The sequence below is a fragment of the Helicobacter japonicus genome (genome assembly GCF_000762845.2).
Lineage (GTDB): Bacteria > Campylobacterota > Campylobacteria > Campylobacterales > Helicobacteraceae > Helicobacter_C > Helicobacter_C japonicus.
Genome location: NZ_JRMQ02000006.1, coordinates 61,635 through 85,679 on the forward strand (window position 1 = coordinate 61,635; position 24,045 = coordinate 85,679).

24 protein-coding genes and 1 other RNA gene are annotated in these 24,045 nt (G+C 35.8%); 16 read left to right on the plus strand and 9 right to left on the minus strand.

The features are described 5' to 3' along the window. The first annotated feature begins 48 nt into the window (after positions 1-48). Positions 49-804 (plus strand): hypothetical protein, encoded by a 756-nt coding sequence (locus LS65_RS05600; RefSeq protein ID WP_034363634.1) that lies wholly within the window; start codon positions 49-51, stop codon positions 802-804. Between the two features lie 46 nt (positions 805-850). Here the strand turns inward: LS65_RS05600 and tsaD are convergent, their stop codons facing one another. Further along, positions 851-1,966 carry a tRNA (adenosine(37)-N6)-threonylcarbamoyltransferase complex transferase subunit TsaD gene (tsaD, locus tag LS65_RS05605; protein ID WP_034363637.1) on the minus strand — a complete coding sequence of 372 codons (1,116 nt, stop codon included), beginning with the start codon at positions 1,964-1,966 and terminating at the stop codon, positions 851-853. Positions 1,967-2,077: 111 nt separating this feature from the next. Between tsaD and LS65_RS05610 the strand changes: the two genes are divergently transcribed. Continuing rightward, entirely contained in the window at positions 2,078-3,199 is a 1,122-nt protein-coding gene (locus tag LS65_RS05610; RefSeq protein WP_034363640.1) for an agmatine deiminase family protein, read from the plus strand. Here the strand turns inward: LS65_RS05610 and LS65_RS05615 are convergent. The 3 genes from LS65_RS05615 to LS65_RS05625 are packed head-to-tail and all read right to left on the minus strand — an operon-like array spanning position 3,194 to position 4,930. Further along, entirely contained in the window at positions 3,194-4,207 is a 1,014-nt protein-coding gene (locus LS65_RS05615) for an FkbM family methyltransferase (RefSeq protein WP_236096651.1), read from the minus strand. The genes LS65_RS05610 and LS65_RS05615 overlap by 6 nt on opposite strands. Further along, a complete protein-coding gene (locus LS65_RS05620; protein ID WP_138129787.1) occupies positions 4,143-4,337 on the minus strand; it encodes a hypothetical protein in 195 nt (64 codons plus the stop codon). The genes LS65_RS05615 and LS65_RS05620 overlap by 65 nt, the downstream gene beginning before the upstream one ends. Before the next feature lie 23 nt (positions 4,338-4,360). Next, the gene (locus LS65_RS05625; protein WP_034360189.1) at positions 4,361-4,930 is read right to left on the minus strand and encodes a DJ-1 family glyoxalase III; all 570 of its coding nucleotides are present in this window, start codon (positions 4,928-4,930) and stop codon (positions 4,361-4,363) included. Between the two features lie 195 nt (positions 4,931-5,125). On the opposite strand from LS65_RS05625, the gene LS65_RS05630 reads away from it, so the two are divergent. The 3 genes from LS65_RS05630 (at position 5,126) to ssrA (ending at position 7,175) form a co-directional block, all read left to right on the plus strand. After that, positions 5,126-6,217 carry a tyrosine-type recombinase/integrase gene (locus LS65_RS05630; RefSeq protein ID WP_034360191.1) on the plus strand — a complete coding sequence of 364 codons (1,092 nt, stop codon included), beginning with the start codon at positions 5,126-5,128 and terminating at the stop codon, positions 6,215-6,217. Beyond that, positions 6,210-6,788, plus strand: coding sequence for a phosphatase PAP2 family protein (locus LS65_RS05635; protein WP_236096652.1), 579 nt, complete (start codon positions 6,210-6,212; stop codon positions 6,786-6,788). Before LS65_RS05630 ends, LS65_RS05635 begins: the two co-directional genes overlap by 8 nt. Before the next feature lie 23 nt (positions 6,789-6,811). Further along, positions 6,812-7,175: a transfer-messenger RNA gene (gene ssrA / locus LS65_RS05640) on the plus strand. 38 nt (positions 7,176-7,213) lie between these two features. Here the strand turns inward: ssrA and LS65_RS05645 are convergent. Then, complete coding sequence (locus tag LS65_RS05645; protein ID WP_034328179.1) at positions 7,214-7,405, minus strand: hypothetical protein; 192 nt, start codon at positions 7,403-7,405, stop codon at positions 7,214-7,216. Positions 7,406-7,587: 182 nt separating this feature from the next. On the opposite strand from LS65_RS05645, the gene LS65_RS05650 reads away from it, so the two are divergent. The 7 genes from LS65_RS05650 to LS65_RS05680 all read left to right on the plus strand — a co-directional run bounded on the left by LS65_RS05650 (position 7,588) and on the right by LS65_RS05680 (position 15,454). Next, positions 7,588-9,666, plus strand: a complete 2,079-nt coding sequence (locus LS65_RS05650; protein ID WP_084707865.1) for a TonB-dependent receptor plug domain-containing protein — start codon at positions 7,588-7,590, stop codon at positions 9,664-9,666. A gap of 56 nt (positions 9,667-9,722) precedes the next feature. Beyond that, on the plus strand, positions 9,723-10,244 hold the full coding sequence (ppa, locus tag LS65_RS05655; protein WP_034360194.1) for an inorganic diphosphatase: 522 nt from the start codon (positions 9,723-9,725) through the stop codon (positions 10,242-10,244). A 40-nt stretch (positions 10,245-10,284) separates the two neighbouring features. Next, positions 10,285-11,709: an acetyl-CoA carboxylase subunit A gene (locus tag LS65_RS05660; protein ID WP_034360197.1), complete on the plus strand. Its 1,425-nt coding sequence runs from the start codon at positions 10,285-10,287 to the stop codon at positions 11,707-11,709. A gap of 11 nt (positions 11,710-11,720) precedes the next feature. Next, positions 11,721-13,166 carry a bifunctional ADP-dependent NAD(P)H-hydrate dehydratase/NAD(P)H-hydrate epimerase gene (locus tag LS65_RS05665; protein WP_034360201.1) on the plus strand — a complete coding sequence of 482 codons (1,446 nt, stop codon included), beginning with the start codon at positions 11,721-11,723 and terminating at the stop codon, positions 13,164-13,166. Then, positions 13,150-13,944, plus strand: a complete 795-nt coding sequence (locus LS65_RS05670; protein ID WP_034360204.1) for a thiazole synthase — start codon at positions 13,150-13,152, stop codon at positions 13,942-13,944. The genes LS65_RS05665 and LS65_RS05670 overlap by 17 nt, the downstream gene beginning before the upstream one ends. A 5-nt stretch (positions 13,945-13,949) precedes the next feature. Then, entirely contained in the window at positions 13,950-14,672 is a 723-nt protein-coding gene (gene cmoA, locus LS65_RS05675; RefSeq protein WP_034360207.1) for a carboxy-S-adenosyl-L-methionine synthase CmoA, read from the plus strand. A 143-nt stretch (positions 14,673-14,815) separates the two neighbouring features. Continuing rightward, positions 14,816-15,454 carry a M15 family metallopeptidase gene (locus LS65_RS05680; RefSeq protein WP_052060930.1) on the plus strand — a complete coding sequence of 213 codons (639 nt, stop codon included), beginning with the start codon at positions 14,816-14,818 and terminating at the stop codon, positions 15,452-15,454. Positions 15,455-15,465: 11 nt separating this feature from the next. Here the strand turns inward: LS65_RS05680 and LS65_RS05685 are convergent, their stop codons facing one another. The 4 genes from LS65_RS05685 to LS65_RS05700 are packed head-to-tail and all read right to left on the minus strand — an operon-like array spanning position 15,466 to position 20,210. After that, positions 15,466-16,683, minus strand: a complete 1,218-nt coding sequence (locus tag LS65_RS05685; RefSeq protein ID WP_034360210.1) for an ABC transporter permease — start codon at positions 16,681-16,683, stop codon at positions 15,466-15,468. Then, a complete protein-coding gene (locus LS65_RS05690) occupies positions 16,683-17,372 on the minus strand; it encodes an ABC transporter ATP-binding protein (RefSeq protein WP_034360213.1) in 690 nt (229 codons plus the stop codon). The genes LS65_RS05685 and LS65_RS05690 overlap by 1 nt, the downstream gene beginning before the upstream one ends. A 10-nt stretch (positions 17,373-17,382) precedes the next feature. After that, a complete protein-coding gene (locus LS65_RS05695) occupies positions 17,383-18,675 on the minus strand; it encodes an efflux RND transporter periplasmic adaptor subunit (protein WP_034360216.1) in 1,293 nt (430 codons plus the stop codon). After that, positions 18,672-20,210 carry a TolC family protein gene (locus LS65_RS05700; RefSeq protein WP_034360219.1) on the minus strand — a complete coding sequence of 513 codons (1,539 nt, stop codon included), beginning with the start codon at positions 20,208-20,210 and terminating at the stop codon, positions 18,672-18,674. Before LS65_RS05700 ends, LS65_RS05695 begins: the two co-directional genes overlap by 4 nt. 127 nt (positions 20,211-20,337) lie before the next feature. Between LS65_RS05700 and LS65_RS05705 the strand changes: the two genes are divergently transcribed. From LS65_RS05705 to LS65_RS05720, 4 genes are read left to right on the plus strand one after another with little or no spacing between them, the layout of a single operon-like run. Continuing rightward, the gene (locus LS65_RS05705; RefSeq protein ID WP_034360222.1) at positions 20,338-21,777 is read left to right on the plus strand and encodes a COG3014 family protein; all 1,440 of its coding nucleotides are present in this window, start codon (positions 20,338-20,340) and stop codon (positions 21,775-21,777) included. Continuing rightward, positions 21,774-22,382: a penicillin-binding protein activator LpoB gene (lpoB, locus tag LS65_RS05710; RefSeq protein ID WP_034360225.1), complete on the plus strand. Its 609-nt coding sequence runs from the start codon at positions 21,774-21,776 to the stop codon at positions 22,380-22,382. The genes LS65_RS05705 and lpoB overlap by 4 nt, the downstream gene beginning before the upstream one ends. A gap of 34 nt (positions 22,383-22,416) precedes the next feature. Continuing rightward, positions 22,417-23,013 carry an LPP20 family lipoprotein gene (locus LS65_RS05715; protein ID WP_034360228.1) on the plus strand — a complete coding sequence of 199 codons (597 nt, stop codon included), beginning with the start codon at positions 22,417-22,419 and terminating at the stop codon, positions 23,011-23,013. Between the two features lie 11 nt (positions 23,014-23,024). Then, positions 23,025-23,936 (plus strand): LPP20 family lipoprotein, encoded by a 912-nt coding sequence (locus LS65_RS05720; RefSeq protein ID WP_236096653.1) that lies wholly within the window; start codon positions 23,025-23,027, stop codon positions 23,934-23,936. Positions 23,937-24,045: the final 109 nt, after the last annotated feature.

Here is a 24,045-nt window from a genome sequence, read left to right on the forward strand (position 1 = left end):
CATTTTAATATCAAAGGAGGAACAAAATTTTTACTTTTTGGAGGATTTATGCAGTTAAAATTTCTTAGAAACTCTTTGCTTGCTTTTGGATTTTTAGGCGCAATAACTTCTTTAGGTTTTGCCGCTGATTGTGAAGAAACTAACTGCTCAAGCTTCCGCATAGGTGTAGGAGGAGCATATCATACCTTAGATGGCAAAGAAGCAAGTATAAGTAGCACAGGTGGTTATCTCTCTTTTGCGGCACGCGGTATTTTAAAACAAAGACTTATGAGCGAACTTAGCGGAAAAGTAGGTGTGGGAAGTGCAAAAGCAAGTGAAAGCTACTTCGCAACTCTTGATGAAAAGCCACTTTCTGTTTTTACAGAAGCTTCTTTTAAGATTGGTTTAAATATTTCAAGCAAACAACTTCCTTTATTTGTCAATGCTGTATATGGTTGGGATAATTTCTCTACAAACACAAAAGATAAAGGTATAGGACTTTCACGCGAATTAGGCGGGGTAGAGATTGAAGGATTCTTACCTACGCGCAATAATTCAAAAATAGAATATCTTGTAGGCTATTATCATTTCTTCGCAGGAAATTATCTTTTACAAAATGATGTAAGCTCAAAGCTTGGAGGCACAAACTATATGATTAAGGCAAGTTTAGGTTATGCGAGCAATATTACACCAAATCTAGGATTTTATATTAAAGCCATTGGCAAATATGAAAATATGAGTGCTTCAAAACTTACAGCCACAAGTGTTAATTATCCTGCAAGCACTAATTATGTAGGTATGATAGAGCTTGGGTTTGAATTATAATCAAGATTCTATAAGGATTAGAATCTAGTCCTTATAGATACACTTTTTATTTCTCACAAAAATCAGTAGACAAACTTTTAGGCGAAATCTGCGCTTCGTGCAAAGGTGTAAAATCTTCTCTTTGGTATTGTTCTATGGCACACACACCAATCATTGCTGCATTATCGGAGCAAAATTGAAGTGGTGCAAGAATAAGTGTTTTGCCAAACTCTATACAAAGTTTTTCAATCTCCTGCCTTAAATATGTATTTGCACTTGCGCCACCTACGATAGCAAAATGCGTTAGATTCTGTGCTTGTTGCGTTTGGAAAAATAATCTTATCTTACGCAAAATATGCTCACACGCACTTTTTTGGAATCCCGCGCAAATGCTTCCTAAATCTTTAGGGCTAAAAGGTTGGGGTAGAGCCTCAATGGCAAGTCTTACAGCATTTTTTAATCCCGAAAAACTAAATTGTAATTGATGATTATGCAAAAGTGGGACAGGAAAGCTATGGGGCGCAGTGTGTGGATAATTTTGCATAAATTCTTTAGCATAGGATTCTACAATAGGACCACCCGGATAGCCTAAACCTAAGTATTTGGCAACTTTATCAAAACTTTCACCAAAGCTATCGTCAAGACTTTGGGCTATAAGACTTATATCATTAGCCCCACGCATAGTGAGAATCTGTGTATGTCCGCCAGACACGAGTAAAATGCCTAAAGGTAAGCATTGATTAACGCGCAATGATAGGTTTTTTTGTGTGGATTCAAAAGTATAAGAATGTCCTGCAAATGTAGATTCTGTGTTATCTGTAATAAAAAGCGAATAAATATGCCCCTTGAGATGATTCACACAAATAAGTGGAATCTGCAAACCAAGACAAAGTGTCTTCGCCATCATTAAGCCTTCAATGAGTGTAACGCTTAGTCCCGGACGCGTAGTTACTGCGATTGCCTTAATAACAGATAAATCATCATTGAGAAATGTTTTGAGCTTTTTTAGAATCTCTGGAAGCCTTTGAGCGTGAAGTCTTGAAGCTATTTCTGGCACAACCCCACCATAAGTGCTATGTTCTTCATCTTGAGAAAGTTTGATATGATAGAGTAATGAGGCATTCTCAATGCAAGTTAAGGCAAGAGAGCTATCATCACAACTTGATTCTATGCTCAAAATCATTTTACTATTCCTTAATATATATTGCAAAATTTTAGAATCTTATGGGGATTCTAAAATATCTTAAAATCTAAATGCTAAAATTATACAAAATAAATCTAAAGGTTACACAAAATGAAAGATAGGCGACTTAGGGCAGAATGGGAGAAGCAAAGTGCTATATTAATGGCTTTTCCGCACAAAAATAGTGATTGGGCTAGGTATATTGACAAGGCGAGGGCGTGTTTTATTCACATCATCGAGCATATTTTATGTTTTGAATCTGTGATTTTATGCGTGGATTTACAAGATGAAGAGGGAATAGAGATTCTATGCAAACACTTTGCACCATTTCAAAGTAATACGCAATCAGCATTGCAAGAGTATGTAGAGGGCTATCTCAACACAGATATAGCACAACAAAGCTTGATTAAGCCATATCTACACACCTTTAATACACAGTCTCCCTATACATTGCATATAATGCGCGTGAGGACAAATGACACTTGGGCTAGGGATTTTGGCGCACTGGGTGTGGAAAGTGCAGGGGAGAATAAACTTGTAAAATGTATCTTTAATGGCTGGGGATTAAAGTATCCATCGCATTATGATAATGCTATTAGTGAGAGTATTTTTGCTAAAAAACATATTATAAAAGCTGATATAGTGCTTGAGGGTGGGAGTATAGAAAGTAATGGGGCAGGGGTCTTGCTCACCAATACACAATGCCTCCTTGAAAAAAATCGCAATCCCCATCTTAGTCAAAATGAAATAGAATCCAAGCTTAGGGAGTATTTTGGGCTAGATTCTGTGCTGTGGTTGCATTATGGCTACCTTGCAGGAGATGATACAGATAGTCATATTGATACGCTTGCACGTTTTATCAGTGAAGATACTATTGCTTATATCACTTGTGATGATAAGCAAGATGAGCATTTTGAATCTCTTAAGAGTATGGAGGCGGAGTTACAAGCATTAAAGCAACCTAATGGAGAACCTTACAAACTCGTTGCATTGCCTTTTACAAAAGCTATATATGATGACAGCGGGGATAGACTTCCTGCGAGCTATGCAAATTTTCTTTTTGTTAATGGTGGATTGCTTGTGCCAACTTATGGGGATAAAAATGATAAAAAGGCACTTGAAATACTAAGCAAAGCATTGCCAAAGCATAGGGTAGTGGGCGTAGATTGTCGTTCATTGATTCTATGGCACGGCAGTTTGCATTGCGTGAGTATGCAGGTGTATGACTCATAATATTTCACAAAATAATCCTGTTTCCACGGAAATAGTATAATCAATAGGTTTATGTATAGAAAAAGTGTAACCGAGATTCCAAGATTCTATGAGTGGCTTAATCTCAAAGAAATCATCTAAAGAGTGATAAATACTAATAAGCATTGTAGGCTTTTGGGTGCAAATAGTATGTTTTGCACCCTTTAAAAATTCCATTTCAAAGCCTTCAATATCTACCTTGATAAATCCTACTTGAATCTTATGCTCGGCTACATAGCTATCAAGTGTGATGATTTCTACTTCTTCACTTTCATTACTTGTTTGTGAAAGGGGACTAAATGACGAAGCTGGACCATCAATACTAATTGTCATTTTACTTTGGACACTGCCCAAACCCTTTTTAATAGGCACAACACGTGTGAGATGATTTAATCTAATAGTTTCAAGCATAAGATTATAATTATGGCTTGTCGTTTCAAAGCTATGTACTTTACCTTCTGTGTATTCACTCAAAATAGTCGCGCTATCGCCTATATATCCACCTACATCGATAATATCCTTATGCTTGAAGTAAGCAGGATTTTTTAACGAATCTAATCCGTGCCTATACCAAAAAACTTCAGCAATGTGCTTACAAGGCAAAAAATAGCCATTCCAATAATATAAATTTGGTGCAATATGAAAGATATTTGCAACAAAATCATTTTGCAATGAATCTAGTGCCTCTATCTCCTCTTTTGAGAGGGTAAAAAATACCTTTAAGGGATGTGCATCTGCTTCTAAAGTGCGTGCAATAATACGACACACTAAATTTGTGCTTTTCTTATCTAAACCTTGCGTGAGATTTATAATTTTCTTTATAGATGAATCTTCCCTAAGTGTGGATATAGAATCTTGAAACCAAGTATTTGGGTAGAGATGATGGGAGCGGAGCAGTTTTTTGTAGTTTTTGGTTTGTCTTACTTTAATACCACAGATTCTTAGCGTATAGTCTAATATTATACCCCCCCCCCGTAGCATTATAGACATTGCGGTAAGTTTTCTTTTGAATAAGTGGAAAATTGAAAACAAGCAGAGTAGCTACATTGTTTTTATATATAAGCGGAAATCCACATATTTTTCGTCCAAGCGTAGCGTTTTTACAATCATAAAATTTCATATTTATTTCTCCTTAAGTGTGGATTACAAATACGCCTTTAATGTGGGTATTTGTAATTCCTCATAAAGTTCTTTTGATTTTTCTTCTCCGCATAACTCTTTTACAATCGCTAATGCAAAGACCCCTGCCGTAGCAGGACCTACTGAAGTGATAATATTGTCATTTTTAACCACTGCTTTTACACTTCTACTTTTACCTTGCATATTGATTTCATTTTCACAACTTGGGTAGCAAGTAAATTCACCCTCAAGCACTCCTGCCTTATCAAGCACAATAGGGGAGGCGCAAATTGCCGCTATGAGTTTCTTCTCTTGATTAAAAGTTGTAAGCCATAATTTGATGAGCTCGTTATTTGCAAGATTTTGCATACCATTATAGCCTCCTGCCAATACAATAGCATCAAAATCTTCTAAATCCAGCTCGGGTAGGGCAGAATCTGCTTCTATTACAATATGATGCGCTCCCAAAACGCGTTTATGGGAATCAAGACTTGCCACTACTACACGCATACCTGCACGGCGTAAAATATCTGCCACAGATACTAGCTCAATCTCCTCAAATCCTTTAGCAAGGGGAAGTAAAACATTTTTCATCTAGTTCCTCCTTATCGAAAATTTTATTTTAGCATTTCTATATTAATTTTAAAAAAATCCAAAGAGCATTTATCGGGTGTTTTTATAAAAAAGTTTGAAAAGTATAGTTTTCATAATTAATTTGTATTAATTTACGATAATATTTAGATAATAATTCTAAAATTCTAAATTTCAAGAAAAAATCAAGGAAAAATGATGAAATACCCACTTAATTATAAAAATGATTTTGTAGAAAATTTACTTTTTTGGATTACGCGCTTTATTCGCTATAAACTCACGACACTTTCAAACCATCAGGTATATGATAAAGCTGCTATTTTGGAAGCAATTAATGCTTTAAGTAATGATGAGATTCGCTCGCAAGATGAATTAAGTTGCCTTTGTAAAAGTGTAAGAAAAGCTGGTATGATAGGGATTAATACCTACTCTACCCCACTACTCAAACTTTATAATTTTCTTGCACAAAGTTCTCTCCAAAAAATGGAGGAAATTGATGAGGAGATTTTAAGTGATTTTCTAAGCGTAGAAACGAGCACCCTTTCTAGTGCAAGTAAAAAAAACTATCGTATCGCACTTATTGGTCTTTTTGGCTATATTGACAAGCAAAATGAAAATAATGGCACATCATATATTTATGATATTACACTTAAAATTAGTGCATTGCAGGGCAAAAGCGGACAAAAGCTTCCAGCATTTTTGAATCAACAGGAGCTAGAGCAATTTTTGCACGCCATTGATGAATCTCAACTCGGAGAAAAAGTCGCTGCACGTAATAAGCTTATTATCAAGCTTATTGTTTATACTGGAATACGTGTGAGTGAGGCACTTAATTTACGCCGTAAAGATATATTTCCTGCACAAGATTGCTATCTTGTGCAAATCCGAGGCAAAGGCAATAAACCTCGCGTGGTGATGATACGCACACATCTCATACAGAATCTCCTTGATACTTGGCTCACGCAGAGACCAGCCCTTGCTCCAAAGCACGATTTACTTTTTTGTAATGCAAAAGGTGAAGCACTCACACAAAGTTATATTTATCAAAATGTAGAGAGTATTCTTACTCAAGCGGGGATTCGTAAAGAAAAAAATGGCGCACATATGTTACGGCATTCCTTTGCTACCCTGCTCTATCAGCAAAAGCACGATTTGGTAATGGTGCAAGAAGCTCTTGGACATTCGGATTTAAATACAAGTCGTATTTACACACATTTTGACAAAGAACGTTTGCGTGAAGTAGCAAATGTAATGGATAATCTGAGTAAAAAGGAGAATTGTGGTGAATAGTTTTATAAAATCAAATATGCAGCATAATTTTATAATCTTTGTTATTGGTGTATTTGCACTTGGATTATGGCTCTATGATAAAGAAATATACGGTGATGTATTTCGCTTTATGCTTATCGCACTTGGGCTTTTTTGGTTTATTCAAAAACAATTTCAGCCCTTAAAATATCTTATCATTATAGCAATAGTAATTTTAGGCATAGCCTTTACAAGTAAGCTACTTTTTGCTTATCTTGCTCATCATTATGGCGATATAGAGTGGCTACAAAATATACTAGAAATTGCTAAACGTCCTATTAATGGAGAGTTTAAAGGATTCCCAAGCGGACATACCACAGCTGCTTTTATAGCATCTGCGTTGATGTGGCACTTTATAGGTAAAAAATGGGGTATATTTACTTTTATTTTAGCTTGTTTTGTGGGATATTCGCGTATTTTGAGCTTATGGCATACGCCTTTACAAGTCTTAGCAGGAGCTATTCTTGGCTTTATAGGGAGTTTTATACTCATTTATTACATTGATAAATATTTTAAAAAATGTATTGACAAATGGCGTGAAAAAAAATTATAATTCACACCCTATCCACATCTTATGGGGCTGATTGGCTTTCGACAGGAGTGAAGAGACTTAGGTGCATGTGAGCTGGTAAGCTCTAAAACTGCCACATTTTTTAAACGCAAACAACGCAAATTACGCTCCAGCTTACGCAAAAGTCGCGTAAGTTTATCGCTTTTTGGAGCCGAGCATAGCATTTCTTTCTAGCAGAAAACTATCCTCGTTATCTTTGCTAGATGCTCTCTTGCTTCTACCTATGGTAAGGGAAAAGATTTAGGTTGCTTGTGGATTCTATCTTGGGACATTGGATAGCCACAAAAAGACTTCAATGTCTGCTAAACATGTAGATTCTTAAGAAGCTCTCATTTTTGGACTGGGGTTCAACTCCCCACAGCTCCACCATAACTTCCCTATTTTATTTAAGATTCAATATTGTTATTTTAGTGAATCTGGGCTGCTTTTCGGATTCTATATGCTTTTGAACGACAAGCACTTGAGCAAGTTTTTGCACTTTTGCTTCCAATAAATGGTTTATGGCATACCTGACAATCTTTTTTTGCTTTATCAAGGCTTTTAAGCAATGATACGACCTCACTATGAGAAAGTGAATGCTTACAATAAGGACATTCCATAAAAAACTCCTTTGCCTTTAAGAGATTGATTATTATCACAGCTATTTAAATTACATCGTGATAGTAACAAAAAAATGCTACAAAAATGCAAAAAAATAAAAATTTTGTAAAATATAATACTACATTTTATAAAATGTGATAGACTTCACGCTTCATTTCAATTTATGTTAAAGGTTTTGGCAATGACACATTTTTACTCTACTTTTACTACACCTTCAATCTTCAATATGGCTATGCTTTCAGGCATTACAAGTGTGGCTTTTGCAAGCACAAGTTTTGCTGATGAGATTCCCGAAAATATACGTTCTATTAAACTTTCACCAATTACTTCTCTAGCTCACCCTATTAGCAATGCTAATGTTAGCGTTATAGACGATACTTTTATCACAAATACCCAAGCAAAAGACTTGCGTGAAGTTTTCAATAAAAATGCGGAGATTCAAGTCGGTGGAAGCGCACAAATCGCACAAAAACTCTATATTCGTGGCTTTGAAGATAGAATGTTTCGCATTAGGCTTGATGGCATTACGCAAAGTGGGAATTTATTTCATCATCAAGGCAATTTTCTCTTTGACCCATTCCTTATTAAAAATATTGAGATAGAAAAAGGTTTAGCAAATGTAGAATATGGCGCAGGAGCATTAGCAGGAGGTATCAATATCACTACAAAAAATGCTTTTGATTTACTCTCACCTAATCGCAGCTATGGAGCATATTTTACACTCGGGGGACAAAGTAATAGAGGCATTGGCACTTCACTTGCTACCTATGGTAAGATAAAAGAGAATCTCGGGTTAGTCGCAAGTTATAGTTTTGATGATGTGCCTTATTATCGTGCAGGCAATGGTGATAAAGTCCCCTCTTCTCAATCAAAAGCACATAATGCACTTTTTAAGCTAAACTTTCTCCCTAATGCAAATCATTCATTTAATCTTAACTATCATTTTAACCATCTCACCGCAGTTGCGCCTTATGGTGCTAATGTTTTGCTTAGTGCAAATCCAAAACTTTTTGACAATGCTATTCTTTCTCACGGCATAAGCGCACAATACTCTTATATGCCTACTGAAAATTTCACTCTATTATGGAATAATTTTTACTCATATAAGAATCTTACACTTACGCCTCGTGAAGCAGTAACTAACAACGACCACGAGGGTGCACAAGATTTAAGTTTGCAGAATCTAGGAAGTGATATTATCTTTAAACACTATTTTGGCACTTCTAAACATTCTATTAAATATGGCTTAAACTATCAGCTTATTACTACCAAAGCACATAATCTTGATGACCACGCTTTTTCAGATAATAATAAAGCACAAGAATTAGGTGCTATTTATGGCGGATTTGTCGGGGCAAGTTTTAATTTTTTAGAATCTTTAAGTCTTGATTTGGGTTCGCGTTATGATGTCTTTACCTATCGTGATAAAGTTGATACAAGGCATAATACTCAAGGATTTAGCCCTTATATCTCGCTTCTTTATGCTCCCACAAATGAATTAAGCTTTAAAATCACACAAAACTACAATACACGCGGGGCTATGCCACTTGATGCTTCCTTACTCTCAAATCCTCACGTAAAGATTGCTCCATTAAAAGCAGAGGGAATGCATAATACAGAGCTTAATATGGATTATGATAATAACTTATTTAGTGCGCATATAAGCCTCTATCACCAATATCTAAAAAACTTTATCAATAGCTATATTAATGACAATGTTTATGCAAATGGTGCTACTCATACCCACGAGGCTTCTTTTCGTCAAAATATGAATAGTCCCATACGAATTCTTGGCTATGAGGCAAATATTGGGCTTGATTTAGATTTTCTTGATGTGCATATAGGTATTGCTCAAAGCTTTCCTACATACAAAAATAAAACGATTACTGACACCTTTGAGCTTGCTGCTGTAAGTGGGCGAAGCTATTATCTAAGTGCAGGATTGCGTCCTTTTAAAAGTGTGCCACAATTTCATATTTTATGGCTTAGTCGTTTTGTAGAGGGAATAGATTATCAAGGTTACAATATGTATTATAATGGGATCGAATCTGTGCATAAAAAAGGCTATAATACACATAATCTTTACCTTACTTATGATGTGAAATCCTATTTAAGTGTGCGTTTAGCATTTTTAAACATTACAAATCAAACTTATACAAACCCTATGAGCCCACTCAAAGAGCTTTTTTCAAAAGGAGAAGGCACACCACTCTATGAGCCCGGTTTTAATACAAAGGCGCAAATTGCATTGTCATTTTAATAGAATCTTTTGGTATAATCGCTCTTTTAACATAATTTAAGCTTAAAGGAGCGGTAATGAATCTCTCAAAAGTATCAGTGGGTGAAAATCCAAATAAAGTCAATGTTATTATTGAAATTCCTTATGGTTCAAATATCAAATATGAAGTTGATAAGGAAAGTGGTTTAGTTGTTGTCGATAGAGTGATGTATGGTGCAATGTTTTATCCTGCAAATTATGGCTTTGTGCCAAATACTCTTGCAGACGATGGCGACCCTGTTGATGTTCTCGTGCTTAATGCTTATCCGCTTCAAGCAGGCAGTATGATAGCCTCTAGGCTTATTGGCGTGCTCATTATGGAAGATGAAAGTGGAATGGACGAAAAGCTTATTGCTGTGCCTGTTTCTAAAATTGACCCATCATTTGATAAGGTTCAATCTTTAGCAGATTTACCACAAATCACACTTGATAGAATCAAGAATTTTTTTGAAACCTACAAAACTTTAGAACCAAACAAATGGGTAAAAGTAAAAGATTTTAAAGACAAAAATATTGCGCAAGAGATTTTAGACAAATCAATCAAAGCTTATAAAGGTTAAAATACTCTTCATTTGTGCTTCATAGATAAAGGAGGTTATGATGTTTCAAAAGATTCTTATTGCAAATCGTGGTGAAATTGCTGTTCGTATCATACGCGCTTGTAGGGATTTACATATTAAAAGTGTAGCCATTTATGCAAGAGCTGATAGAGATTGTTTGCACGTGAAAATGGCTGATGAATCCTATGAAATTAGTGATGACCCATTACAAGGCTATCTTGATGCGGATTTGATTATTGAAGTAGCATTGCGTGCCGAAGTTGATGCAATTCACCCCGGCTATGGCTTTTTAAGTGAGAATGCTTTATTTGCTAAAAAGGTGCAAGAAGCAGGTATAACTTGGATAGGTCCAGATTCTACAACAATTGCCAAAATGGGTGATAAAAATGCTGCGCGTGAAATTATGCAAAAAAATGGAATCCCCATTGTGCCTGGCACTCAACCACTTAATAAGCACTCTGTAAGCGAAATTGCTAGAAAGGCTCAAAAAATTGGTTATCCTGTTATCCTTAAAGCAAGTAGCGGAGGTGGTGGGCGTGGCATACGCGTAGTGGAAAAAGAAGAAGATTTAATAGAATCTTTTGAGGCTTGCAAACGTGAAGCTATGGCATTTTTTAAAAATGATGATGTATTTATGGAAAAATATGTTGTTAATCCCCGCCATATTGAATTTCAAATACTTGCTGATAATTATGGTAATGTGATACATCTTTTAGAGCGTGATTGTTCAATACAAAGACGACATCAAAAACTCATTGAAATTGCTCCTAGTCCCCTCATTAGTGATGATTTGCGTCGTAGAATGGGAGCGGCAGCTGTGGCAGCTGCAAAAGCAGCGGACTATACAAATGCTGGAACTGTTGAATTTCTCCTCGATGAAAACAATACCTTTTACTTTATGGAGATGAATACGCGCATACAAGTTGAACACGGTGTTACAGAAGAAATTACAGGCTATGATTTAATAGGCAGACAGATTCGCATCGCACAAGGAGAAATTTTAGACCTCACGCAACACGATATACGAGCACAAGGTTTTGCTATTGAAGCGAGAATTAATGCCGAAGATGTAGCAAATGATTTTGTGCCAAATCCGGGAAAAATCACTACTTATTATCCTGCACTTGGACCTTTTGTGCGCGTAGATAGCTGTATTTACAAAGACTATGTGATTCCACCTTTTTATGATTCTATGGTCGCAAAGCTTATCGTAAAAGCATCAAGTTATAATCTTGCAGTGAATAAACTTTCACGTGCTTTAAGTGAATTTACTATTAAAGGTGTCAAAACAACAATTCCTTTTTTGATGAATATTTGCAATGATAAGGACTTTAGGCGTGGGAATTTTGATACCTCATATATCGAGAACAAAATTGGAGAACTTATGCCTACACCCGAATCTAAACCTGAAGATGATATGGTAAGCGTCATTGTAGCAGCCTTAAGTGCGAGATATGGAGCATAATTGGAGCAGGTATGAAAAATATCTATGAGAATACAACATTTTTGGATAAAAGAGCGTGTGAAAAATATCACCTCACACCGCAGATTCTTATGGAAAATGCTGCTTGTGCTTTAGAATCTCTCATACAATCTTTAACACACAAAGGAAGTGTTATTACTATTTTGTGTGGTAGTGGTGATAATGGTGGCGATGGTTATACTCTTGCCAGGAGATTGAGTGGTGATTATCATATTAGAATCTATCAAGTAAAAGAACCGAAATCACCTCTTTGTATTCAAGCTTATGAACAAGCTTGTGAATGTGAAATAAAATTTATCAAAAAAATTTTACCTTGCGATGTAATTGTAGATTGTGTTGTGGGCAGTGGGCTAAAAGGTAGCTTAGAACGTGAAGTGGGTGAAATTCTAGCTTTGGCTAATAAAAATGCTCGTTTATGTATTGCTTGTGATATACCAAGTGGTTTAAGCGATACAAACGAAGGTTTTGTGTTTAAAGCAAACCATACATTATGTATGGGGGCAATAAATCTTGTATGCCTTAGCGATAAAGCAAAAGATTATGTCGGAGAGTTACATATTGGCAAACTCGGTTTAAGTGAAAATCATTATGAAGTAAGCTCTAATCTCAAAATGCTTGAAACTTCCGATTTAGCATTACCAAAGCGCATAAAACAAAATTGCCATAAAGGTGATTTTGGGCATTTAGCAGTGTTTGTAGGAGAAAAAATAGGTGCTGGAATTTTAAGCGCACAGAGTGCATTGCGTTTTGGAGCGGGGCTAGTGAGTATCGTGTCTCAAAAAGATGTGCAGATTCCATTTGATATTATGCAAACACATACACTTCCTCATAATACAACTGCTATCGCTTTAGGTATGGGGCTTGGCGTAGAAAATGCTACACAGATTTTAGAATCCTTACTTGATTCTACCCTACCTTGTGTGCTTGATGCTGATGTGTTTCATACATCTATGGTTAAAACTTTTTTAGATGAAAGCCTCAAGCAACAGCGACTAGATTTTACACGAGAAATCATTTTAACGCCACACCCAAAAGAATTTGCTTCATTACTTCAAATATGCGAACTTGGCGAATATTCTCCACAAAAACGCATAGATAGTATGCTTAGCTTTACACAAAAATATCCCCATACTACACTTGTGCTTAAGGGAGCTAATGTATTTATAGCTAAAGCACAAGAGGTTTATATTAATCCACTTGGTATTAATGCACTTGCAAAAGGTGGCAGTGGTGATGTCTTGAGCGGACTTATTGGTGCGCTTTTAGCTCAAGGATATAATGGCTTAGATTCAGCAATACAAGGCTCACTTGCCCATACACTTGCAGCAAGAGAAGCCATAAAACACATTGCAAATTATGCTTTAACACCAAGTATGCTTCTTGAAAGCATTACAACTTTAGAATCTTTTAAAAGGATAAAAAATGAATACTTTATCTAATGATACTCTCACAATTGGCTCACACACTTTTGCATCGCGCTTGATTGTTGGGAGCGGAAAATACAAAGACTTTACCACTACTAAAGAAGCAACTTTAGCAAGTGGTGCAGAAATTATTACGGTTGCTGTGCGCCGGGTCAATATTATGGATAATAAAAGTGAGAATCTGCTTGAGACTTTTAAAGATACACAGATTCAATTTTTGCCAAATTCTGCTGGGTGTGTCAATGCTAAAGAAGCAATCACGCTCTTTCGTCTTGTAAAAGAAGCAACAGGTATTGATTTTATTAAGCTTGAAATCATAGGTGATACAGATAAAACGCTTTATCCTGATGTAGTAGAAACACTACAAGCTACGGAGATTCTAGCAAACGATGGTTTTTGTGTATTGGCTTACACAAATGATGATCCTATTATGGCAAAACGACTTGAAAATGCGGGAGCAAGTGCTGTTATGCCCCTTGCTGCACCTATTGGAAGCGGGCTTGGAATCCAAAATCGCTATAATATCGGCTTTATCAAAGAAGCAGTCAAAGTGCCTGTGATTGTCGATGCAGGAGTGGGCTGTGCGAGTGATGCAAGTATTGCTATGGAATTAGGAGCTGATGCAGTGCTCACAAATACAGCTATTGCAATGGCTCAAAATCCTGTAACAATGGCAGAATCAATGAAATATGCTGTAAAAGCCGGGCGATTAAGTTATCTTGCTGGACGCATACCGCGTAAAGCCTATGCAAGTGCAAGTTCTCCACTTGAAGGTATGGCTCAACTTAGCTAGATTCAATGAAAGATAAAATTTTTACGCAAGATATTGGCAAACAATTTGAATTTGATGAACAAGTAGCAAGTGTATTTGATGATATGCTTGAGCGTTCAATTCCTCATTACAAAGAGGTGCTCGGTTTAATTGTAGATTTTTGCTCCTACACTTTAGAATCCTTGCCCTCTCAAAGCAATCCTCTTGTTTATGATTTAGGAAGTTCCACAGGCACAACACTTTTAGCTCTTTTTCAAACTTTGCCCTCACATACTCACTTCATTGGCATTGATAATTCCCAAGCAATGATTGATAAAGCCCTACTTAAAGCTCAAGCTTACGGAGCAAATATTGATTTTATATGTGCAGACTTGCTCCAATATGATTTTTTACACTCTGATATTATGATTGCTAATTATATCCTGCAATTTATCCGCCCAATGCAACGCACTACTCTTTTGCAAAAAATTTATCATTCTCTTAGAGAAGGGGGGATTTTTATTTTAAGTGAAAAAATGACTTCCCACCATAGAATCCTTGATAGGCAGATGATAGAACGATATATGCGTTATAAACAAGAGCAAGGCTACACAAAAACTGAAATTAGCAAAAAGCGTGAAGCATTAGAAAATGTGCTTGTGCCTTTTAGCCTTGAAGAAAATATTGCAATGCTTAAAGATATAGGTTTTAGCGGCATTGAAGTGCTTTTTAAATGGGTGAATTTTGGCACTTTGATTGCTAAAAAGTAATTGCAAAATTTATTATAAAACACAATAGAGGCTTTAGGAGGGGAAGTGGCAAAAATTGATAAGAGTATAAGCAAAGAATTAGAATCTTATTTTAAAGTATTAGCCAAATTAAAAATTTGACATATGTTGAAAGAATGTAAAAAATGAATCTTGCTTTGCCTTTAATTATCATTATATGTAGTTTTGCGCAAGGCAAAGATTCTCTAATGGAAGATAAAATGCGTAATATTGGGCTTTTTGCACTTGAAGAAATAGATAAAGATACTTTTATCACGCGCCTTGCTTATGATAGTAAAGAAAACTTTATGAAAACAAACATCTATGCACCTTTTTCTTTGCACAAATGCTATCTCCATAAAGATATGAAAGAGCATATACAAAAACTTGCCAAGATTCTAAAAGCAAAGAATTTAAAGCTTATTGTGTATGATTGTTTCCGTCCGCAAGCTGCACAAGAGCTTGCTTGGAGCATTGTGCCTGATACACGCTATGTCGCTCACCCAAAGAAAGGTTCAAATCATTCAAGGGGGATTGCCATTGATGTGGGCTTAGCTCAAGAAAATGGAGAGTCCTTAAGTATGCCAAGCCTATTTGATGAGTTTAGTGTAAAAGCGTGGCGTGATTATATTTGTCCTCAATCTCAAACAAAAAATTGCGCTCATCGTAACGAACTCCAAGAGATAATGAACCAAGCTGGATTAAAAAGCATAAAAACAGAATGGTGGCACTTTGAGCTTCCTGTAAGCAATCAACACGACTACCCTATTCTTTCTCTCCCATAAAATCTACTCAATTATTCGTGGCGCAAGGCATCAATAGGATTGAGTTTTGAAGCCCTCCTTGCAGGAAGATAGCCAAAGAGCACACCAATAAATGCCGAAAACAAAAAAGCAATAATAGCTGTTGGAATATCAAAAATAAAAGGAATTTCCATATATTTACTCAATGCAAAAGAGGCAAAAAATGCCCATATAATGCCAACTATTCCCCCAAGTGAGCTTAAAGTAATAGATTCTATTAAAAACTGCATAAGCACTTCACTCTGTAGTGCTCCTATTGCCATACGCGTTCCTATTTCCCTTGTGCGCTCTGTTACAGAAACAAGCATAATATTCATTATACCGATTCCTCCCACAATCAAACTTACACCAGCAATAAGCCCTAATAATGCAGTAAGGGTTTTGGTCGTAGAAGTAAGTGTTTGTGCGATTTGTTTCGTATCCATAATCTCAAAAGAATCTCTATCTCCTGCGCGAACATTACGCACCTGACGAAGTATCCTTGTCAAAGATTGCACCACCTCGTCCGAATCCACACCATCTTTTGCACGAAGCATAAGGCGATTAATGGAAAAAAGTGTATTGCTCCCTGATACAGAGCGTAAAAATGTTTTCATTGGAAGCAAAATCACATCATCTTGGTCATTTCCCATACCGCCTTGCCCTTTAGATTCTAAAATACCAATACATTCACACACAATATTGTTTAAGCGAATCTTTTGTCCCAAAGGATTGCTTTGAGAAAAAAGATTTTTTCGCACAGATTCGCCAATCATACATACATTACTTCCTACACGATATTCATTTTCTTCAAAACCCCTACCCTCGCTTGTATCCCATTGTGTTACATAAAAAAATGCTGAATCAACACCCTGTGCCTGTGTAGTTGTATTTTGCGATTGATATTGCAACATAACAGAAGTCTGTGAAATTGGAGCAAGTGCTTCAATGTATTCTTGTGAAAGCATTTGCACATTTTGAGCTTCTTGCATACTAAAATTACGGCGGAGATTTACACCACTTGGATTCATTGCACGTGCAGGAAATACAAGTAAAAGATTGCTACCAAGTGAAGAGATTCGATCACTTATCATTTGAGTTGTTCCATTTCCTAAGCTAATCATTACTATGACTGCACCTACACCAATAATTACACCAAGCATTGTTAAAAATGCACGCAAGAAATTGCGTTTAATTTGTCTTAGTGCAAGGATAAAAGCATTTATAATCATTAACAATCCTTTGAATCACTCATTAAACGTCCATCTAAAAAATGTAATTCCCTACTTGCATATTTTGCCATATCTGGCTCGTGTGTTACCATTAGAATCGTAATCCCTAAACTTTGATTTAACTCTTTAAGTATTTCCATAATTTCTACACTTCGCTTTGTGTCAAGATTCCCTGTTGGCTCATCAGCAAGAAGAAAAAGCGGCTCTGAAGCAATTGCACGAGCGATTGCTACGCGTTGCTGCTGTCCTCCACTTAATTTTGCACTTGTATGTGCAGCCCAATCTTTTAACCCCACTTTATCAAGGGCATTAAGTGCGATTTCTTCTCGTTCTGCCTTTTTTACTCCACGATACATAAGGGGTAATTCAACATTTTCCAATGCTGTCGTGCGTGCTAAAAGATTAAATCCTTGAAAAATAAAGCCTATATAGTTTCTGCGTAAAAGTGCGCGTTGATTTTGTGTAAGATTAAATACATCGACATCACAAAATAAATATGTTCCACTACTTCCGACATCAAGTGTGCCGAGTATATTTGCAAGGCTCGACTTACCTGAACCACTAGGTCCCATTAATGCGACAAATTCACCCTTATCAATCTCCAAATCTACACCTTTAAGTGCTTCAAATGCACTTTCCCCTTTGCCATAAGTTTTATGCACATCTTTTAATATAATAAAATCTCCCATTTTATACCTGCTATTGCACTTTTACTTTTGTAATCACTTGTGTATTCTCATCAATACCACTTAGAATCTGCGTAAAACCACCATCAGTAATGCCTATCTCTACATTTATGGATTCAGGCACACCATTTTTTAGAATCCATAATGTGCCTTTTTTACTTTGTTGTTTTTGTTTAGTATCAAATTGCGCTTTAGGGCGACGTGGAGGAGCAAACATTGAATTGATAGTGGAATTGGTTTTTTTAACTCCTGCTTTTTGAAGTGATTTGTTTAAATCAAAATAAAGTGCTGCACTTGGCACAATCAGCACATTTTGTGCTTTAGCTATGATAATATCGGCTGTAGCACTCATATCAGGACGTAAAAGCAAAGATTTGTTATCTACTTCAATTTTTGCACGATAAATAACAATGCCTGAGGTGCTTGAAGTCGAGTTTGAAGACGAACTACTACCATCGCCTGAGCCAAAATTTACACGATTGACTTTAGCGTGAAAATTTCTATCAGGGTAGGCATCAACGGTAAAAACAACTTCCTGCCCTTCTTTCACTTTACCAATATCTGCCTCTGAGATACTTGCATAAAGCTGCATTTCTTCAAGATTCTCAGCAACTTTAAAAAGTGTAGGTGCTTGAAAACTTGCTGCCACACTTTGCCCTACTTCAACGCTACGCGTAAGCACAATACCATCAACAGGTGAGATGATTTCAGAATTTTTTAAATCAATCTTAGCACTTTCAATATTTGTCTGAATCTCGTTAATAGAAGCTTTTTTAATATCTACATCAGAGAGTGCTGATGTGTAATTAGTTTTAGCAGTTTGTAACTCAAGTAAAGAGGGTGAAGCCCCATTTGTTGCCTTATAAAGCTCTTTTAACCTATTATAATTCCACCTTCTGTCTGCTAGAGTTTGCTCACTTGCTCTAAGCTGTGCTTGTGCGGATTTAAGCTGTGCTTCATATCTTGCAATGGTTTGATTAATGGTTTCTGGATTAATACGCGCTAAAATCTGCCCTTGTTTTACTTCATCATTTTCATCCACAAGCACTTCAAGCACGAGTCCGGAAATAACACTGCCTATTTCTACCTCATTCACAGGAGAAAGTGAGCCAGAGGCTGAAATACTTGATTGAATATCACCACGCGTAGGCTTTATTGTTTCATATTCTACTTTTGAACCAACAAGATTCCACAAAAAAATCCCACCTATAATGATCACAATAATCACAAGTGCAATAAGCCACACTTTAAAGGGAATTTTTCTATGCGTTTGTTTTTTTGCATTAAGAATCTGATATAAATTCATTGTTTGTTTCCTTGTATAGAGCTTTGTTTAGGTAAAGATTGTGTTGTTTCACTCACTTGTAAAGCAAGATTCCCGCCTAAAGCTTTAAAAAGTGTGATAAGTGAGAGAATCTCATTTATTTTTGCATTATGAAGCTGTGATTGTAAATTCAAATATGTATTTTCAGTGCTTAAAAAATCATTTGTATCAAGTAATCCACGTTTATTTTTTGTGCTATTGCTTTCATAGGCTTTTGTGCCTATGTCATACATATTTTGTGTATTTTGCAGTTGGTTTTTTTTAGATTGAATATCAAAAAGTGCATTTTCAACCTCGCCTAAAGCAATATTTACATTATTTTGCAATGTATAATATGCTTCATTGCTTAACTCCTTTTGAATAAGATAATTTTGCTTCAAAGAAGTGCGATTAAGCAGAGGTGCTGTAATAGAATTAGCTATTTGAAAGACGATAGAACCGATAGAATTAGCATTAGTGCTGTAAAGAATATCACCTATTGAACCACTTAAAGAGATAGTGGGCAAACGCGCTGCTTTAGCATTTGTTTGTTTATAAAGCTGTGCGTGGAGAGCATAAATACTTGCCTGAATATCAGGACGAGAAAGCAAAATATCACTTGGCATTTTTTCTATATAAAAATCTGCAATATGCGGAAATGTCCAATGTTTCGAATCCAAGAAATCAACTTGTTGTGTAATCTCATCAATACTTGTATTCAAAAGAGTAAGCAACGCATTTTTATTTTGCTCAAAGGTATAGGAGAGCATTTCATAATTATTTTTTTGTGTTGTAGTATTTGCCACAAAGCCTTGATAAGTGCTTACATCAATGAGTCCTAATTTATATTTATCTGTATTGATTGCTTGAATCTGTTCTAGATTCTTAAGTGTAGATTCGGCAATAGCGAGTGAATAAGCGTTATCTCGCAATGTAAAATATAAAGTCGCCACTTCAGCAATTAAAGAAATTTGCGCAAAGTTAAGATTGCTTTGGGCTTGAAGATACGCTTTTTTACTTGATTGACGCAAGGCATTGAGTTTGCCAAATAAATCAACCTCCCAACTCATACTTATATTTGCGTTGATAGAATTTGCTCCTGGACGCACAATCGTGCTTTGAGAAAGTGTGCGATTATCGATATAGCTTGAGTTTAATCCTACATTTATGGTAGGAAACATATTAGCGGTGTTGATTTTCATTTGAGACTTAGCTTGCTTGATACGAGAAATCATTGTCAATACATTTGTATTCTTTTCAAGTGCAAGATAAAGTATATTATGAAGCTGCTTATCATCAATTAATATCATAAATTGCTGTAAGCTAAAGGGTTGCTCTTGAGAATCTTGTGTATTTTGTAAATTTATAGAAATTTTAGAATCTCCTGTTTTTGTAGCAGTTTGAGGTGTTGATAGAGCTTTGAGATTACGAAAAGATGAGGGAATGTGCGTTTGCCTAGCATTCTCTTCAAATGTGGGGATAGATGTGCTACAGCTTGACCATATCACCATACCGACCAATAAGTATAAGTGCCTCACTTATTTTATCCTTAAATTAAGATTAATTATTGAAATGGTATTACAAAAATGTGAAGTTAAAGTGAATTTAAAACTAATGTCATTACAATAATCTCTAAATTTGATACAAACAAAAAAAAGGAATTAAGTGAGATATGTTTTTTTGGCATTAGTGCCTATATGGCTTATTTTTATGAGTGCGTGTTCACACCACAATTCTTTGCAATCTTTTAATAAACAATATTATGCTGGAAATGATAAAAAAGCGTATGAATACGCAAAAGGAGAAGCTGGTAGTAATGGAGATGTCTTATGGAATCTGCAAGCAGGTATCAGTGGTTTTAACTCATCTCAAAAAGATACAGCTACTTTGCTAGAAAAAGGAGAGGAATTATTCAACAAATATGAATCCGAAGGCTTAATGGGTGGTATGTTTAGCAATGCAGGTGCTGTGCTTCTTAATGAGAATGTCAAAACCTATCGTGGCAACATTTATGAGGGTGTAATGTTTAATTACTACAAAGCCCTTAATGCAATGTATTTGGGAGATTATGCTCTTGCTAGAGTAGAATTTAATAGAGCCAATGACAGACAAAGACGAGCCAAAGAATATTTTCAAAAAGACATTAAAAAAGCTATGGTAGAAAACCAAAAAGAAGAATCTTCAAATGAGACATTCAAAACCATTGATAAAAAACATACGGCTTCAAGCACAGAATCCATCTTAGAACAACAATATAGCAACCTCAAAAATTTTAAAATATATAATGGATTCATTAATCCTGCTGTGAGCTATGTATCTGCGCTCTTTTTTATGAGTGAGAGCGACTATCCAAAAGCAACTGATTTATATAAGGAAGCATATGGAATTACACAATCTCAAATTATCAATAAAGATTTAGAAGTAATGAATAAGCGTAGAATGGGCGATAAATCTACATATACTTGGTTCATTATAGAAGATGGACAAAGTGCTGCACTTAATGAGTTAGCCATTAACTTACCGGCTTATTATGTAAGTTCAAGTGTTTTACACTTAGGGGTTTCTATCCCACAACTTCAAGAAGGAAAGCCTAGTGCAATTTCATATCAAGCAATAACTCATAATAATCAACAAAAATTTACAGCCTTTGAAGTAAGTGACTTAGATGGGGTTATAGCCAATGAATTTAGCAAAAAGCTTCCTTTTATCCTAACAAGGGCAATTAGTTCGGCTATTTTAAAGGCAGCAACTCAAGCATCTCTCAATAGTATTGGCGGAGAGTATTTTGGTGATTTAGGAGCATTAGCAGGTTCTTTAATTGGTGCAGCATATTCAGCTGCTACCAATAATGCGGATATACGCATTACTACAGCTCTACCAAAGAGAGTTCTTGCCTTGCAAATTCCAAACAACGCTGCAAATTTTTCTTTACAAGCAGATGAACATATACTCTATGAAATCAATTTTTCTTGCAAAAAAAATCAAAATTATCATAAAAAATCAGAAAAAATTATTGTTTTGTGTGATAAAAATGATAATATTCTTTACTTGCGTTCAAAAGGCAAGAATCCAACTTATCAAATTCTAAAAGGAGAAATAGAATGAAGAAAAGTTTAATATTATGTGGGGTAGCTCTAAGTGCGCTCTTAATATCTGCTTGTAGTAGCGGACCTCAATATATTGATCCATCAAATTCTAAGGCATATGCGAGTATGGGCTTAGATTATCACGATATTGAAAAAGCAGCAAGCGATAGTGTGCGCTCACTCCTTAGTAGCGCACAAGTGAGGGAAATATCTCGTGGTAGTAAGCCTAAAGTGCTTATGATATCTGGTGTTATTAATGACACAATGCAGACCATTGATACAGATCAGCTTAGTCGTAAAATCACTCGTGATATGAGAAATAGTGGTAAATTTGTCCTTACACTTGCTCAAGGTGCAAAAACAGAAAAAGGTATTAATATGGCAAGAAAAGCGCGTGATAATGATGAATTTGATCAACGCACAACAATAGAAAAAGGTAGTTTGAAATCTGCTGAACTTTCACTTTCAGGGAAAATTGTTCAAAAAAATACAAAAGTTGGCTCAAAGCAGCGCACAGATTACTTTTTCCTACTTACACTTACCAATCTCAAAGATGGAACGGTCATATGGGACGATGAAGTCAATATCATCAAACTTGGCTCAAACTCATCTGTGAGTTGGTAATAAACCTTAACTTTAACAAAAAAAGGAGACACAAATGAATACAAAGGTAAAATTGTTAGCAGGAAGCGTTATAGCGGCGTTTTTATTAATAGGCTGTGGTGGTGATGATTCACTTGGTGTTGGTGGTAAGAGTATAGACAAAAAAGCACTTAAAGCTCTTAATCTTAAAGGTGCACCAAATTGGGTTATTAATGCAGGACAAGGTGATATGAGTGCCATAGGAGATTCAGAAATTGTGGGCGGAGATTTAGGTTTTGCACGAAATGAAGCTCTCGCTTTAGCGAGAGATGAGTTAGCACGTCAAGTATCGGTAAAAGTTGAAGGTGTTCTCATCAATGCAAAAGAAAAAAGCAAGAGTGATTTTGGCACTGCAAGTATGCAAAGTGCGACATCACAAATCACAAAACAAAGCACTTCTACAATCCTAAGCGGAACAAAACAAACAGATACTTGGATAACAAGCGATGGCACACGCATTTTTGTTCTTGCAAAGCTTAGTCCAGAAAACAAATCAAAACTTGAGGCAAACATAAAACAACAAATCAACAAAAATGGGCTTATTCCAGCTGATATAAAGAAAGAAGCATTAAATAATTTCAGTGCAAATTTCAATGCTGTTGAAGCTCGATAATTTGGTGATATATGCGATTAGCAAGTGCTTTAATACTTGGAGTAGCTCTCTTTTTGGTAGGCTGCGGTAATTCACCTAAGCCACCAGCCTGGTATGGAAAAGATGCGCATAGCGATACTTTTCTTATTGGTTTTGGCAGTGCCTCTACTCTTGAAAACGCTAAAGCAAGGGCTTTGAGTGATATAAGCTCTCAACTTAGCGTGCAAGTAAGCTCTCAATTCAAATCACACGCGCAAAGGCAAGATTCTAGCATTTCATACAAATCAAGCAATGATATAAAGCTTGATGTTGCTGCGATTGAACTTAGTGATGTAAGCTACACAAAAGACGAATTTAGAGACAATCTCTTCTATGTCAAAGCTCAAATTCCAAAAAGCTCGTTGGTTAAGCAGTTTCAAAAAACTTTTAACACAGAGTATAATCTTTTGAACTTTAGTAGAATGTCCCAATGTAATACTATTTCAATCAAAGACAAAGTGCGTTTAGAACATACTCTCAACAAACTTAATCTTTATGGAATGCTTTTACAATCAATAGGTTCGCAAGAACCAAAAAGTATTACACAACTTGAAAAAATGTTGGCAGTCAATTCACCCTTACCAACAGCACGTCTCAACATTCAAAGCAATGTATCAGCAGAAGTAATTGAAAGTGAGCTTGCAAAAGAATTGGGAGAGTTTTATAGTTTTGACGCACAAGCACAAAATCTTATTCAAGTCAAAGTTAATCTTTCTCTTGTAGGCAGAGGCACAATTAAGGCAGATGCAATTATGACAATTTATGATTGTCGCAAAAATGCTGTTTTCACTACAAGTGTAAGCAATACACACGAGGGAAAAAATATTGGAGATTCTCTTAATTTCACAGCTAAACGTATAGGTGTTCAGCTCTACAAAAAACTCCAAGAGTGGGTAGAGGATTAGAATCCTCTACCCAAAAAAATAACACTCTTTTAATACAAGAATAAAAAGTCTTACTCAACACTCTTTACTACTTGAAAAGCTACTTTATCGATAAAAAGCGTAAAAATAA

What these genes read in the sequence shown, in the direction of transcription:
- LS65_RS05600 (WP_034363634.1), top strand. Translation starts at nt 49, where the DNA reads ATGCAGTTAAAATTTCTTAGAAACTCTTTGCTTGCTTTTGGATTTTTA.
- tsaD (WP_034363637.1), bottom strand. Translation starts at nt 1,966, where the DNA reads ATGATTTTGAGCATAGAATCAAGTTGTGATGATAGCTCTCTTGCCTTA.
- LS65_RS05610 (WP_034363640.1), top strand. Translation starts at nt 2,078, where the DNA reads ATGAAAGATAGGCGACTTAGGGCAGAATGGGAGAAGCAAAGTGCTATA.
- LS65_RS05615 (WP_236096651.1), bottom strand. Translation starts at nt 4,207, where the DNA reads ATGTCTATAATGCTACGGGGGGGGGGTATAATATTAGACTATACGCTA.
- LS65_RS05620 (WP_138129787.1), bottom strand. Translation starts at nt 4,337, where the DNA reads ATGAAATTTTATGATTGTAAAAACGCTACGCTTGGACGAAAAATATGT.
- LS65_RS05625 (WP_034360189.1), bottom strand. Translation starts at nt 4,930, where the DNA reads ATGAAAAATGTTTTACTTCCCCTTGCTAAAGGATTTGAGGAGATTGAG.
- LS65_RS05630 (WP_034360191.1), top strand. Translation starts at nt 5,126, where the DNA reads ATGAAATACCCACTTAATTATAAAAATGATTTTGTAGAAAATTTACTT.
- LS65_RS05645 (WP_034328179.1), bottom strand. Translation starts at nt 7,405, where the DNA reads ATGGAATGTCCTTATTGTAAGCATTCACTTTCTCATAGTGAGGTCGTA.
- LS65_RS05650 (WP_084707865.1), top strand. Translation starts at nt 7,588, where the DNA reads ATGACACATTTTTACTCTACTTTTACTACACCTTCAATCTTCAATATG.
- ppa (WP_034360194.1), top strand. Translation starts at nt 9,723, where the DNA reads ATGAATCTCTCAAAAGTATCAGTGGGTGAAAATCCAAATAAAGTCAAT.
- LS65_RS05660 (WP_034360197.1), top strand. Translation starts at nt 10,285, where the DNA reads ATGTTTCAAAAGATTCTTATTGCAAATCGTGGTGAAATTGCTGTTCGT.
- LS65_RS05665 (WP_034360201.1), top strand. Translation starts at nt 11,721, where the DNA reads ATGAAAAATATCTATGAGAATACAACATTTTTGGATAAAAGAGCGTGT.
- LS65_RS05670 (WP_034360204.1), top strand. Translation starts at nt 13,150, where the DNA reads ATGAATACTTTATCTAATGATACTCTCACAATTGGCTCACACACTTTT.
- cmoA (WP_034360207.1), top strand. Translation starts at nt 13,950, where the DNA reads ATGAAAGATAAAATTTTTACGCAAGATATTGGCAAACAATTTGAATTT.
- LS65_RS05680 (WP_052060930.1), top strand. Translation starts at nt 14,816, where the DNA reads ATGAATCTTGCTTTGCCTTTAATTATCATTATATGTAGTTTTGCGCAA.
- LS65_RS05685 (WP_034360210.1), bottom strand. Translation starts at nt 16,683, where the DNA reads ATGATTATAAATGCTTTTATCCTTGCACTAAGACAAATTAAACGCAAT.
- LS65_RS05690 (WP_034360213.1), bottom strand. Translation starts at nt 17,372, where the DNA reads ATGGGAGATTTTATTATATTAAAAGATGTGCATAAAACTTATGGCAAA.
- LS65_RS05695 (WP_034360216.1), bottom strand. Translation starts at nt 18,675, where the DNA reads ATGAATTTATATCAGATTCTTAATGCAAAAAAACAAACGCATAGAAAA.
- lpoB (WP_034360225.1), top strand. Translation starts at nt 21,774, where the DNA reads ATGAAGAAAAGTTTAATATTATGTGGGGTAGCTCTAAGTGCGCTCTTA.
- LS65_RS05715 (WP_034360228.1), top strand. Translation starts at nt 22,417, where the DNA reads ATGAATACAAAGGTAAAATTGTTAGCAGGAAGCGTTATAGCGGCGTTT.
- LS65_RS05720 (WP_236096653.1), top strand. Translation starts at nt 23,025, where the DNA reads ATGCGATTAGCAAGTGCTTTAATACTTGGAGTAGCTCTCTTTTTGGTA.